The following is a 13,921-nucleotide window of genomic DNA, read 5'->3' as shown; positions in this document are numbered from 1 at the left end:
TGTAAACAGTAGCTTATTCAAGGCTCTATATGTGTGTCTGCAAAGACCAGGATTTTATTTAGAAATGATATGGAGTAAAAAAGATTTGGGGTATTTTGATTTTGAGAAGCATTTGATTCCAGGAAAATAGACTGCTGGCAGCAGTAAGGAGAAAGTTAGGTGATAAGGGCAAGAATTTTCCTGGATCTGTTAACCATTAGACCTCTTGCAAAAGTACATTTTGCCATGAGTCTCATCCTGATTGCTTCTTCGATGGATTATCCTAACCTAGATTTGACAACCCATGATATGGGTGCAACCCATTTTATTGATGAAATTGTTTTGAGACACTAGTAGGGAAGAGTGATCATCTTGTACATTTTGTAACTTAATGCCATAATTGCGAATCATTGAATATGGCAGCCGTCAGGATAATTAGGACTGCCTTAAATTTTGGGATCTTAGTCAGACTAAATATTAAAAAGCTCACTGTTATATAAGTAGTCGTGCAAAATAAATTTTATAGTTAGGAGAGGGAATAGGGAACAGGGAACAGGGGAAGTGTGCGGAGTGTTTTTCAAGAATCAAATATGATTCCTATATAAATTGCTACTTATATACGACAGTTTTTCACCTATGCAGTCACTGAGATATTCATTTCCTAATTTATGTTATCAGGATAGACTGGAAGATTTGTTCAACCAGCACAAAGAATTACCTTGTCCGTAGAGTTGTATGGAAGACATGAATTTTTCATTTCTACGGGACTGGTGCGACTTGAACGCACGACCTGACGCTTAGGAGGCGTCCGCTCTATCCAACTGAGCTACAACCCCAAATGTGAAGCACAAATAATTATAGCAGTAGTTTTACTCTGATTGCCAACTCTGATCCCAATTCCCTCCACCTATTTCTAAACCGCAAAGATTACTACTTGCTGTTAAGATAATTTTAGATTTACTGCCATGTAATTCTCGCAATTCTAAATCTAGTTTTCCTTGCATGGTGTCTCGACAACAGAAGGTTAAACCTTGGTTAGTGGGTGCGCGTAGGAGTGTACCTGGTAAGTCCGTAGTTCCTGTCAATTCAACTTCATAACTAGAGTTTTTGGCTTGCATTTGCCATCTTCCCCAAGGTTGAATTTGCCAATGTACTTGTGAGTTCCAAGGAACAAATTCATAAAACTTGCCTTGGTAATGTATACCAATCATAGCTACAGATTCCATCCACCACAAAACACCACGCCTTCCCCCACCGGCTGTTAATGCTAAATCAGGTTGATTATCAAAATAATTACAATTGAACCAAAACCATTTTTGAGGAAAAGCACCACCCCAATTTTTTTCTGCGTAGGCTGGGGCGTTGGTAAATTCGTAAATTTTTCCATTCCAGTCTATGAACCCAGTGGCTAAACCATGGGCCATTAAAATTTGCCATCCTGGTTCAAATATCTGCAAAAATGATAGCCAACCAGCGGTTGATTGCTGAATACTATTTTCATCACCCCAAGCGTATATAGGTTTAATTTCATACTGCCAACGACAATAATTATTTGTGGCAGGGTCAGTAATAATGCCTTGATTTAACGTTGCTGTGGCTTGATAACCTTGTTGAACATGATGTGCAAATTCCCTAGGCAGAAGATATAAAGGAGGAACTTGCAGATTAGTTTTACCCCAATGTCCTAAAGCTAAGACATCCTGACGCGCCCAAAATTTGTTGACATCAGGAAAAGTTCGACAAAGATATTCATCGTCTGGACCAAGGACTTGGGCTGCACCACCACTATCAGACTGCCCACCAATGGGATCTTCAATAGAGTACATGAAGGCGAAGGTTTGCCTAATGGCGGGTAATGTAACGCGATAATACCAACCTTCAAAAAAACGGCGACTGCTACCGTCCCAATGGTAGCCGCTATGGGGGGTTTGGGTTAGATTTAGGAAGTTTTTGGGCAGACTAACCATAAATTTTCAACATTAAAGTTGTGTATTTTGTGCGTTCAACCTCGTAATTCCGAAACAGAATTCAATTCTCAATTATCCTTTTCCAAGACAATTTCTGTGTATTTTCATGCCAATGCCAGCGTAATAGATTAGCCGGTTGATTGGCGCTAAGTTGTGGTAAATTGATTGCTTTTCTGGGTGCATCTGTAGCTAGGAAAATAGCTGTTTCTATATCACAAATTCCCCATTTCACTAAATTCTGTACTCCCGTCAACAAAGGTAAAGTCGTACCTGATAAAGTCCCATCTGCTAATCTAGCTGTACCATTAATAACTTCAATGTGCCGACTATCCCAAGGATACAATCCATCTGGTAATCCTAGTGGTGCCAGGGCATCACTAACAAGAAATAACCCTTTACTAGCACGGAGGAGAATTTCTAACATTGGGGAGACAATGTGCTGTCCGTCCGCAATAAAACTGCACATCACATCAGGGTGGTTCATGGCTGCACCTAATAATCCCGGTTCACGGTGATGTAATGGTGGCATGGCGTTGAAGGCGTGAGTTACCATTGTTGCACCTTGCTCAAAGGCGCATTGTGCTTGTGCGGCGGTGGCTTGGGAATGTCCTAAACTAACGGTAATGCCCAAGGAACGTAAATAAGGGATGACTTCACCTGTGGGATCTAATTCTGGTGCTAAGGTGATGATTTTGACAACTGAGGCATAATCACCTAAAACCCGCTTGACTTCGTTCATGGTCAAGGGTAATAAATATTCTGCGGGATGTGCGCCACGTTTACCGTAGTTTAAAAAAGGCCCTTCCAGATGGACTCCGAGAATTTGCGCCCCTGATTTTTGGTTGTACTTGGAGATTAGGGCAAGCGATCGCTGTATATTTTCTACAGAAGTTGTGACAATGGTGGGTAAATAGCCATCCACACCCACATTCCACAAAAATTGACAGATTTCATCTAGCATCTGGGTGTCTTTTACTGTCAAGTCAGGGAATGCTAAACCGAGTCCTCCGTTGATTTGCAAATCAACCCCACCCAGAGAAATCCAGTCACCAGCGACATCCAAAATTTGTAAATCTTGTGGTGCCACTCGTTTGCAGACTCTACCCATCGGCAAAATCTGCTCAATCATGCCATCTTTATTCACCCAAATCATCTGTAAATCTTGATAACCGGGTACTCTTGCATTGATAATATCTACGTTTGACAAGATGGAATTTAGTGTTGCTGTGGTCATTAACCTAGCCAAAAATTTCTCAATCTAAAAACGATTGTAAGCTTTAATCTAAAATTCAAAATCTAAAAATCCAAAATCTAAAATTCTATGACTCTTCAAGTTGGTATTATCATGGGCAGTGATTCCGATTTGCCCACAATGAAAGATGCGATCGCAGTTTGTGAAGAATTTGGGATTGAATGCGAAGTAGCGATCGTCTCTGCCCATCGTACCCCAGAACGGATGGTGGAATATGCCCAAACCGCACACCAACGAGGTATCAAAGTCATTATAGCTGGTGCTGGTGGTGCGGCACATCTTCCTGGTATGGTCGCATCTTTAACTCCACTACCTGTAATTGGTGTCCCCGTAGCCACCCGTAATTTACAAGGCGTAGATTCTCTGTATTCTATAGTGCAAATGCCTGCGGGAATACCCGTAGCTACAGTAGCTATTGGTAACGCCAAAAATGCCGGACTCTTAGCAGTGCAGATTCTGGCTACTCATCAACCAGAACTACTACAAAAAGTCCAGGCATACCGTCAAAGCTTATGTGATATGGTCATGGATAAACAAAGCAAATTAGAAGAATTAGGTTACAAGCAATATTTACAGCAGTAAGAAGGGAATAGGTGACAGGTGACAGGTGACAGGTGACAGGTGACAGAAACAATATTTAGGGTGGGCAATGCCCACCAAACCCTTCATGTAAACACTATGAGAAAATAAAAATAAATAATGATTTTCTATAACTTTTTTGGCAAATATTAATTTTTTATATAGTTATTATTTTAACTCTTTGTTGCACAGTCTAACTATTGGAAATGCTCATATTGTAAGGGATTAAGTGCCATTCACTGTTGATTTTTGGCAGCATCATTTACACCATCTGCCCAAAAATGTATTTTACGATACAGAATTTTGAGCTTTTTTAAATACAGAATCAAGCAAATTTATTTGATTATAAATTTAACCAACAACAAACAGGAGTTAACATAACTAATTCCTGTCTATTATCAATTGATAATTGACAATTGTTTCATTCAATGTTTAAAACCTCCCCTTTCAAAGGGCAAAAAAGACAAAAATTCCGATTTCTCAATCCTCTCGCTTTCAGGCAGAGGTAATTTTCAATTGTCCATTGTACATTATCCATTTTTTAAGATTCTGATTCATTCATTACTCAGCTACCTAGTTTGTGCCAGATTCTAAATTGCACCTTGACTCAGGATCAGCCCTCATGAGAGATAAGAAATTGTTAATCAAAACACAATTCTCATCTTTTGTGGCATAGTATCCGCAGATTTTATGCTATTCACAATAAATGTGTTTTAGCAGAGATATCAAATCTCTAAAAACTCAAAAATCAAAAACAAGATTTTTCACATTTATTAGCAAAATATCTTGTGTAATTACCCCAATTCATTTAATTTATTTGAATAAGCCAAAGGAAAACAATTTTAGCTTTTCTCACAGGAAATAAACAATGAATAAGCGGATTAGACCCTTATACCGCCTACTAGCACTAGCTATAGGCTCAATGGTGTTTGCGATTTTTGCTCCTACAATTGTACAAGCAGCAGATCCGCCAACTCTTGAATCTTTAGACAGCACAACAAAGCAATTACAAATTTCTATTGATACCACCTGGGTACTACTAACAGGGTTTTTAGTGTTCTTCATGCAAACCGGTTTTTCTATGTTAGAAGCAGGTTTGTTGCGACAAAGAGGAGTAGTAAACGCCTTATTAGAGAACTTTGTTGATGCTGCTGTCACCATCTTAGTTTGGTGGGGTGTCGGCTTTGGTATTGCTTTCGGTACAAGTGCGGGTGGTTTCATTGGCACTGATACCTTTTTCCTGAGTCAGTTACCAGTTGATGGAGCTTTCCCTAGTGGTGGTGTACCAGGTATAGCTTCAAACCTCAATGCTTACACCTTATTCTTCTTCCAATTTGCCTTTGCAGCCACAGCTAGTACAATTACTACAGGTGCAATGGCGGGAAGAACAGACTTCGTTGGTGACTTAATTTACAGTGCCGTCATGGGTGCATTCAGCTATCCTTTGATTGTCCACTGGGTTTGGAATGCTAACGGCTGGTTAGCGAAAATGAGTTTCCATGATTTTGCCGGTAGTGCTGTAGTTCACACCGTTGGTGGTTGGACAGCGATAGTAGGTGCTTATTTACTTGGACCCCGTCCTGGTCGTACTCCTTGGGGAACATTACCACCCGCACATAACTTAGGTTTAGCAACCTTGGGAACCATGATTTTATGGTTTGGTTGGTATGGGTTTAACCCTGGTTCAACCTTGGGTACTGCTAATCCTGGTTTAATAGGTTTAGTCACACTCAATACTACCCTAGGTGCTGGGGCTGGCGCTCTTGCGGGAATGCTTTTCCAATATTTCCGTTCTGGTAAATGGGATTTAGTTTATTGTCTGAATGGTTCTTTAGCTGGACTGGTAGGGATCACAGCAGGTTGCGCCTTTGTGGCACCTTGGGCTGCGGTTTTAATTGGTTTAACTGGGGGAATTTTGGTAGTTGTCGGCATTGATTTAATTGAAGCAATGCATATTGATGACCCAGTAAGTGCCTTTGCGGTTCACGGTATCAACGGTATGATGGGTACTTTAGCCGTGGGCTTATTTGGTCAAGCAGAACTAACCCTAAACAAAAAAGCTGGACTATTTTTAGGTGGTGGCTTTGATTTGCTGGGTGTGCAGATTTTGGGTTTAGTTGCTATCACCGCTTTTACTGTAGCTTTTGCCTTTTTAATGTTTGGTGGACTCAAGGCTATTGGCAGACTGCGTGTTGATTCTGAAGCTGATAAGATTGGTATTGATGCTTACGAACATGGCGCGACTGTGTGGCCTGATTTCTATGCAGTTGAAGAGTCTGTCGAAGAACAACAACATCGTTCTAAAAATCCTCGCGTTGGCGCTTTTGAAGGTGAATAATTTCACTACGGATTCAGTTCTCTCCCACCTGCTATAAAAGACCTAGAAAATAGATCCCTGACTTCTCTAAGAAGCCGGGGATTTGAATTAAGACCGTAGACGAGACGGTTAGGACATTATTAATCCTTGAAACGTAGAGATAACAAGGCTTTCCCTCCTGCCTCCTGCTATAAGACCGTAGACGAGACGGTTAGGACATAAACCAAAACTAAAACCTAAACACTGCAAGGCTTTGAGCATCGTCACCTGTCACCTGTCACCTGTCCCCTGTCCCCTGTTCCCTTTCTTGTTGCCATTTTTCCAGCAAATCGGGACGACGGGAAGCAGTACGTTCAATTTGTTGTTGGCAACGCCACTTAGCAATTTCTGCATGATTTCCGCTCAGTAGTACATCCGGCACTTTCCAGCCTCGAAAATTGGCAGGACGAGTGTACTGAGGAAAGTCTAACAACCCCTCTTCAAAACTTTCTGCTTTGAGAGATTCCTCCTTACCCACCGTCCCTGGTAATAAGCGCACTACTCCATTCAGCAAAGCCATAGCCGGAATTTCTCCACCAGTGAGAATAAAATCCCCCAAAGATACCTCACGTGTTACCAAATTTAGCACTCTTTCATCGACCCCTTCATAGTGACCACAAATCACCACCAACTGGTCATAATTGGCTGCCAAATCCCGCAACAGGGGTTGATTAATAGTTTGACCTTGGGGACTCATTAAGATGACATCTCGGCGAGGTAGAGTTGGCAGCGATTCCACAGCCGCGAAAATTGGTTCAGGCTTCATGAGCATTCCCACCCCACCTCCATAAGGTTCATCATCGACCTTACGATGTTTATCAGTGGTAAAGTCCCTAGGATTAACCAGATGTACTTGGGCAATCTGCTTGGCTAGGGCTTTGCTCAAAAGACCAGAACTGAGAACCGAGCTAAAACAGTCAGGAAAAAGCGTAACTATATCAAAACGCACAGTAATTCGTATTCAATGACACTAATCTAAGATTGGAACATTTAACGTAAATTGCTAATTAACGTCAGTGTTTAAGGAATTCAGGAGAAAGGTTGCAGCTGGCAAGAGGCACGAGAAGAGGCAGAAGGCAGAAGTTGATTAACTTTTAATTTTTAATTTTTAATTAATTTCTCCCTTCCACCCTATACCCTACACCCTACACCCTCTTCTTACCCTTGATCAATAGTATCTAAAATTACCTAAACTCTTGAGTTTTTCGTGCCATCCAAAATTTTTCTAATTTTTCTAATTACTTAATTTATGTTTAAATATTGTCACAACTAAATTTAAATTAATAATCCGACCCAAGTTAACAACTTCCAGGAGGCATCGTGTGGGTTAGCGAAAAACTTGGAACGGCTTGCACCGAGCCAATCTTCCGAAAAGTGTCCTCTCAAAAAGCAAAAGGCAAAAATCAACAGGCTATTAAACCTTGTTAAATTTACCTGAAGTTGTTGACAGGAGCTAATAACCTGTTGAATGCAAACCTTAAATCTGTACGCCTAGCTCTGGCGGAACTTAAGCCCGTTGACAAGAATCCCCCTTCGTGGCTCTGGTGGAAGCGGGAAATAAACAGCAATGTATGGCTTGCGCCAACCTGCGCTATCAGCATTGTATAAGTTTTATGGAGCAGCAGAAACACAATGCAGCAATTAAAAGCTAAATCGCTGGAAATGAGGACACCCCAAGCAACCAAAACCGCCGTTCTAGTTATCGGAGGCGCAGAAGACAAAGTTCACGGACGCGAAATCCTGCGGACTTTTGTTGCTCGTGCTGGTGCTAGTAAGGCGTATATTACAATTATTCCATCCGCCTCCCGCGAACCTGCCATCATTGGTGGTAGGTATATTCGCATTTTTGAAGAAATGGGTGCCCAAAAGGTTGAGATTTTAGACATTCGGGAACGTGAACAATGCGACAGTTCCCAAATTAAAGCATCTCTAGAAGCCTGTACTGGGGTCTTTTTAACAGGAGGAGACCAATTACGACTTTGTGGCGTTCTTTCAGACACAGCAGCAATGGATATTATCCGGCAGCGAGTCCGGGCAGGACAATTAACCCTGGCCGGAACAAGTGCAGGTGCTGCGGTGATGGGACATCACATGATTGCAGGTGGTGGGAGTGGTGAAACACCGAATCGTTCCCTAGTTGATATGGCAACCGGTTTGGGATTCATTCCGGAAGTGATTGTGGATCAACACTTTCACAATCGCAATCGCATGGGGCGGCTGGTAAGTGCGATCGCCGCCCATCCTGATCGTTTAGGCATTGGCATTGATGAAGATACTTGTGCTGTATTTGAACGTGATGGTTGGTTGCAAGTCATGGGCAAAGGCAGTGTCACCATTGTTGATCCCACAGAACTTACCCATACCAACGAACCTCATGTTAGTGCCAATGAACCATTAACAGTGCATAATTTACGCCTACATATCCTCAGTTACGGAGATCGTTTCCATCTATACCAACGTACTGTTTTACCCGCTGTGCATCGGATCTCCAGCTGACGGGATAGAGTATCTGAGGTTACACTGATTTGACCGCACCTTGATTTCTTACTGTCAAAAAATTGGACTGAATACTATCTGAAAAGAAAAAACTGTTCATAATAAACAGTTTAGCGGTCAATTCCAGTAAGAAACTAGAATTTTGGTTCCGAATCTCCATCTACCTATTCCCATGAGAATCCTCAAGATCCAAACCCTACGCGGCCCAAACTACTGGAGCATTCGACGCCATAAACTGATCGTCATGCGCCTCGATCTAGAAAACCTAGCGGAAACGCCCTCAAATGAAATCCCTGGCTTTTATGAAGGATTAGTTGAGGCACTACCCAGTCTGGAGGGTCATTATTGCTCACCGGGCTGTCGTGGTGGTTTTTTGATGCGGGTACGAGAAGGCACGATGATGGGTCACATCGTAGAACACGTAGCCCTAGAACTCCAGGAATTAGCTGGAATGCACGTAGGTTTTGGCCGCACCCGTGAGACTGCCACACCTGGAGTTTACCAGGTTGTGATTGAGTACATTAATGAGGAAGCGGGACGCTATGCCGGACGTGCAGCAGTGCGGCTATGTCAAAGTATTGTTGATCGGGGCCGTTATCCCAAGGCAGAACTAGAGCAAGATATCCAAGACTTGAAAGACTTTTGCCGTGAAGCTTCCTTGGGCCCTTCTACAGAAGCCATTGTCAAAGAAGCAGAAAAAAGAGGTATTCCCTGGATGCCCCTAGCGGCAAGGTTTCTGATTCAACTAGGGTACGGTGTCAACCAGAAGCGAATGCAGGCAACGATGACCGATAACACGAGCATTCTGGGAGTAGAACTAGCCTGTGATAAAGAAGCCACTAAACGCATCCTTGCTGCTAATGGTGTACCAGTACCTAGAGGTACAGTAATTAACTTTTTGGATGACTTAGAAGAAGCTATTGAATATGTGGGTGGTTATCCGATTGTGATTAAACCCTTGGATGGTAATCATGGACGGGGGATCACCATAGATATCAGAACTTGGGATGAAGCTGAAGCAGCTTATGAAGCAGCCAGACAAGTTTCCCGTTCGATTATTGTGGAACGGTATTATGTTGGGCGCGACCATCGGGTATTAGTGGTAGATGGTAAAGTTGTCGCCGTAGCGGAACGAGTTCCAGCACACGTAGTTGGTAATGGCAAATCCTCTATTGCTGAACTGATTGAGGAAACCAACAAAGACCCTAATCGCGGTGAAGGACATGATAACGTTCTCACGAAAATTGAACTAGACCGTACCAGCTATCAGCTATTAGAAAGACAAGGTTACACGGTAAATAGCGTACCACCGAAAGGAACAATTTGTTATCTGCGAGCCACGGCTAACCTGAGTACAGGTGGTATTGCGGTAGACCGCACCGACGAAATCCACCCGGAAAATGTTTGGTTAGCACAACGGGTTGTGAAAATTATCGGTTTGGATATTGCCGGCTTGGATGTTGTCACTACGGATATTAGCCGACCCCTCCGGGATTTGGATGGGGTAATTGTGGAAGTTAACGCTGCCCCTGGTTTTCGGATGCACGTTGCTCCCAGTCAAGGTGTGCCACGTAACGTTGCTGGTGCAGTAATGGATATGCTGTTCTCCAGCGAAAAACCTAGCCGCATTCCCATCCTCAGCATTACAGGCACTAATGGCAAAACGACTACGACTCGTCTGTTAGCACATATTTATAAGCAAACAGGAAAAGTTGTAGGTTATACCACTACTGATGGTACATACATTGGTGATTATCTGGTGGAAGCTGGAGATAACACTGGTCCCCAAAGCGCCCATGTTATTCTGCAAGACCCAACAGTAGAGGTAGCGGTATTGGAATCTGCTCGTGGCGGTATTCTCCGTTCTGGGTTAGGTTTTGATTCTGCTAATGTGGGTGTGGTGTTGAATGTGGCAGCAGATCATTTAGGCATCGGCGATATTGATACCATTGAACAATTAGCTAACCTGAAAAGTGTGGTTGCAGAAGCTGTATATCCTGATGGTTATGCAGTTCTTAATGCTGATGATCATCGTGTAGCGGCGATGGCTGAAAAAACAAAAGCGAATATTGCCTACTTCACCATGAACCCAGACTCGGAACTGGTGCGGAAGCATATCCAAAAGGGAGGAGTGGCAGCAGTATATGAAAATAGCTATCTGTCAATTGTCAAAGGCGATTGGACACACCGCATAGAAAGAGCAGAAAATATACCCTTGACAATGGGCGGAAAAGCCCCGTTTATGATTGCCAATGCTTTAGCCGCAAGTTTGGCAGCTTTTGTGCAGAATGTAACTATTGAGCAAATTCGCGCTGGTTTAAAGACTTTCCGCGCTTCGGTTAGTCAAACGCCGGGACGCATGAATTTATTTAATTTGGGTAAACACCACGCTTTGGTCGATTATGCCCATAATCCCGCTAGTTATGAAGCTGTGGGATCATTTGTTCGTAACTGGACAAGTGGACAGCGCATAGGTGTGGTTGGTGGCCCTGGCGATCGCCGTGATGAAGATTTTGTGACTCTGGGTAAATTGGCGGCTGATATCTTTGATTACATCATTGTCAAAGAAGATGACGACACAAGAGGCAGGCCAAGGGGTTCTGCTTCAGATTTGATTGTTCAAGGCATTAATCAGGCTAAACCTAATTGCCGTTATGAATCAATTCTGGATGAAACCCAAGCTATTAACAAAGGCTTAGATATGGCTCCTGATGGTAGTCTGGTGGTAATTTTGCCAGAAAGCGTCAGTCGGGCAATTCGGTTAATTAAGGTGCGGGGTGTTCAGGAAGAAATACAACCACCAAGTGCAACTACAACTATTAATGATTCCCAAAATGGGGTAGCACCTTCTTCCGTGGTTAATACCCTACTCTAATTTCAGCTAGGGATAATTCATTAATTGTCCCTACTGATGATTTTTCTTTGTGTTATTGGTTCGTCTGGTTGTCGGTTTTTTTTGTCTGAATCAGGATTTCAGGATTTCAGGATTTTCAGGATTTTTTGTCTGAATCAGGCGCTTATCGAGCGAAGTCGAGATAATGTCCAGGATTTCAGGATTTTCAGGATGAAAACGTAAATTTAATTACTAATTACATAAGATTAGATAACTAGAAAGTTAAGTTATGTAAAATTCTGATACAATAAGTGATTACCAATCCAAAATTCAAAATTTAAAATCTAAAATCTAAAATCTAAAATCTAAAATCCAAAATCCAAAATCAAAAATCCAAAATTCTAACACCTTGAGGTAAACATAATGAACCCTACTACTTTACCTCCTAATCTCAAATTAAACATTAACTTAACAGATGAGCAATTTTTTCAACTCTGTCAAAATAATCGTGATTTAAGATTTGAACGCACAAGATCAGGAGAATTAATAATTATGCCTCCTACTGGCAGCGAAACTGGAAATTGTAATTTTGATATTGCTGTAGAAGTAGGAATTTGGAATAAACAAACGAAATTAGGTAAAGGTTTTGATTCTTCTACAGGTTTTAAATTACCTAATGGCAAAGATGTTTCTCCTGATGTTGCTTGGATTAAAAAAGAACGTTGGGATAGTTTAACACCAGAACAAAAAAGTAAATTTGCTCCTATTGTTCCTGATTTTGTAATTGAATTACGTTCTATTAGTGACAACTTAAAGCCATTACAAGAAAAGATGGAAGAGGATTTAGAAAATGGTGTGAAATTAGGTTGGTTAATTGATAGAAAACAGCGTAAAGTATTTATTTATCGTCCTGGGCAAGTTGTGGAAGAATTAGATAATCCAGCTATGTTAAATGGTGAGGATATTTTACCAGGATTTGTTTTAGATTTAAGAGAGATTTGGTAATCACTTTATCATATATTTTTCTTGTATTTACAAATAAAATCCCCGGCTTCTTTTTTCATTCTGAAAATTATATGAGCAATTAATCTCAGAAGTCGAGGATATAAAAGTTTAGTGATTAAGGTTTCCAAGTGTTGAGAGATTGACGAATTAATATTAATTCCTGTAGATATTCATTCAATTTCTCTTTTTGCAGATTCAAGCTATTAATGATTTTATCTGATTCTGCTTCTTTTGTCTCTCTTTCTTTGAGAAGACTATCAAAATCATCTTGAAATTTCTTGATGTAATCATTAATTTGTTGTTCGGCTTTTTTGAAATCATCTGCAATCTGTTATTCAATCACCTTCTGTAGTAATTCTCGGTTATTTTAAACTGGTTCATCAATTTTTTGGTAAATTAATTCTGTTGTTTGACGTAAATCTACTTCATAGAAGTCTTGCCTTTCTTCATAATCAACAGGAACATAGTAAGTTTTACTAGAACAGCAATTTTTCTCCGTTCTTTCTTCTTGCTTTGTCCTTTTAAATATCTCTTGCTGTTGTTTAATTCTTGCGTCAATACCTGGAAATTCAAATTTAGGAAATTGAATTTTATTAATATTTAATTTGACTTGTAATTCTTTCCCCAAATAATCAGATAGTTCATTTGATATCTCTTGGATATCATTTTCTATTTTCAAAGCCAACTTTTCCCGAATATTAGTACCATCTCTTACCAATGTATCTTGAGTATCTACCCAAAACTTTTGAATCAGAGAAGCACAAGATTTATTGATAATTCTACTAATCTTATCAGCTTCAGTTTTACTGCGAACTCTGATGATATATGGATCAGAGATTTTTGGTATTTCACCCATATCTTCATTTGCAGAATCAAAAACTTGAGGAATTTCTTTAGAAAGAGATTGCAGTAAAGATGTACCTCCTTTTACACCTGCTCTAAATACACTTCCCAACCCTTTACTAAAAAGTTCCAAAATACCACCTCCCACATCAGCGACAATATCACCAAAATTACCCCACCAATCAATACTTTGACTTGTCTTCATAACTGGTGAGCGATGAGCTTTCACTTTTTGGGTGGTAGATGATTTTGTAGATTGAGATTCAGCAATTTGATCAATTTGATATTGAATTTCCGCTTTAGTTTCCTCTGCAAAGAAATCAATACCTTGGCTAAAACCAAGTAAAAACAACTAATATTGAAAACACGGACACAAGCAAGACGCTTACAATACTAAATATCATAATTATGTTTAAGTCTAATTGTAATTACTTAATTGATTATTTTTTTGATAATTTTTTTTAAAATAAATACATAAAAATTAAATTATTTTAATAATTTAGGGAATAAATTCTCTGTCTCAAAGACAAAGTTTAATGTACTGAGGGAACATTTAACAATTACATCCTGTAAATCCTCAAATCCTGGACATTATCTCGACTTCGCTCAAT

Annotated in this window: 9 protein-coding genes and 1 tRNA gene; 5 read left to right on the top strand and 5 right to left on the bottom strand. The window is 40.6% G+C overall.

What is annotated here, in order from left to right:
- Nucleotides 1-741 precede the first annotated feature (741 nt).
- The 3 genes from A0J48_RS03850 to nagA form a co-directional block, all read right to left on the bottom strand.
- Nucleotides 742-815: transfer RNA gene (locus A0J48_RS03850), tRNA-Arg, on the bottom strand.
- A gap of 33 nt (nt 816-848) precedes the next feature.
- Nucleotides 849-1,946, bottom strand: coding sequence for a tocopherol cyclase family protein (locus tag A0J48_RS03845; RefSeq protein WP_200320482.1), 1,098 nt, complete (start codon nt 1,944-1,946; stop codon nt 849-851).
- Between the two features lie 61 nt (nt 1,947-2,007).
- On the bottom strand, nt 2,008-3,180 hold the full coding sequence (gene nagA, locus A0J48_RS03840) for an N-acetylglucosamine-6-phosphate deacetylase (protein WP_200320480.1): 1,173 nt from the start codon (nt 3,178-3,180) through the stop codon (nt 2,008-2,010).
- Nucleotides 3,181-3,267: 87 nt separating this feature from the next.
- Between nagA and purE the strand changes: the two genes are divergently transcribed.
- Together purE and A0J48_RS03830 are read left to right on the top strand one after the other, a co-directional pair.
- Nucleotides 3,268-3,780: a 5-(carboxyamino)imidazole ribonucleotide mutase gene (purE, locus tag A0J48_RS03835; protein ID WP_200320478.1), complete on the top strand. Its 513-nt coding sequence runs from the start codon at nt 3,268-3,270 to the stop codon at nt 3,778-3,780.
- An 865-nt stretch (nt 3,781-4,645) separates the two neighbouring features.
- The gene (locus A0J48_RS03830) at nt 4,646-6,115 is read left to right on the top strand and encodes an ammonium transporter (protein WP_200320476.1); all 1,470 of its coding nucleotides are present in this window, start codon (nt 4,646-4,648) and stop codon (nt 6,113-6,115) included.
- Between the two features lie 256 nt (nt 6,116-6,371).
- On the opposite strand, the gene trmD is transcribed toward A0J48_RS03830, so the two are convergent.
- Entirely contained in the window at nt 6,372-7,082 is a 711-nt protein-coding gene (gene trmD, locus A0J48_RS03825; RefSeq protein ID WP_200320474.1) for a tRNA (guanosine(37)-N1)-methyltransferase TrmD, read from the bottom strand.
- Between the two features lie 683 nt (nt 7,083-7,765).
- On the opposite strand from trmD, the gene A0J48_RS03820 reads away from it, so the two are divergent.
- The 3 genes from A0J48_RS03820 (at nt 7,766) to A0J48_RS03810 (ending at nt 12,467) form a co-directional block, all read left to right on the top strand.
- On the top strand, nt 7,766-8,629 hold the full coding sequence (locus A0J48_RS03820; protein WP_200320473.1) for a cyanophycinase: 864 nt from the start codon (nt 7,766-7,768) through the stop codon (nt 8,627-8,629).
- Between the two features lie 172 nt (nt 8,630-8,801).
- Entirely contained in the window at nt 8,802-11,504 is a 2,703-nt protein-coding gene (cphA, locus tag A0J48_RS03815) for a cyanophycin synthetase (protein ID WP_200320553.1), read from the top strand.
- A 381-nt stretch (nt 11,505-11,885) separates the two neighbouring features.
- Nucleotides 11,886-12,467, top strand: coding sequence for a Uma2 family endonuclease (locus A0J48_RS03810; protein WP_200320472.1), 582 nt, complete (start codon nt 11,886-11,888; stop codon nt 12,465-12,467).
- A 367-nt stretch (nt 12,468-12,834) separates the two neighbouring features.
- On the opposite strand, the gene A0J48_RS03805 is transcribed toward A0J48_RS03810, so the two are convergent.
- The gene (locus tag A0J48_RS03805; protein WP_200320471.1) at nt 12,835-13,662 is read right to left on the bottom strand and encodes a hypothetical protein; all 828 of its coding nucleotides are present in this window, start codon (nt 13,660-13,662) and stop codon (nt 12,835-12,837) included.
- Nucleotides 13,663-13,921 lie beyond the last annotated feature (259 nt).

Source organism: Sphaerospermopsis aphanizomenoides BCCUSP55 (genome assembly GCF_001586785.1).
Lineage (GTDB): Bacteria > Cyanobacteriota > Cyanobacteriia > Cyanobacteriales > Nostocaceae > Sphaerospermopsis_A > Sphaerospermopsis_A aphanizomenoides_A.
This window is presented reverse-complemented; position numbering and strand designations above follow the sequence as displayed.

Coding starts and splice junctions, on each gene's coding strand:
- A0J48_RS03845 (WP_200320482.1), bottom strand. CDS start 1,946: ATGGTTAGTCTGCCCAAAAACTTCCTAAATCTAACCCAAACCCCCCAT.
- nagA (WP_200320480.1), bottom strand. CDS start 3,180: ATGACCACAGCAACACTAAATTCCATCTTGTCAAACGTAGATATTATC.
- purE (WP_200320478.1), top strand. CDS start 3,268: ATGACTCTTCAAGTTGGTATTATCATGGGCAGTGATTCCGATTTGCCC.
- A0J48_RS03830 (WP_200320476.1), top strand. CDS start 4,646: ATGAATAAGCGGATTAGACCCTTATACCGCCTACTAGCACTAGCTATA.
- A0J48_RS03820 (WP_200320473.1), top strand. CDS start 7,766: ATGCAGCAATTAAAAGCTAAATCGCTGGAAATGAGGACACCCCAAGCA.
- cphA (WP_200320553.1), top strand. CDS start 8,802: ATGAGAATCCTCAAGATCCAAACCCTACGCGGCCCAAACTACTGGAGC.
- A0J48_RS03810 (WP_200320472.1), top strand. CDS start 11,886: ATGAACCCTACTACTTTACCTCCTAATCTCAAATTAAACATTAACTTA.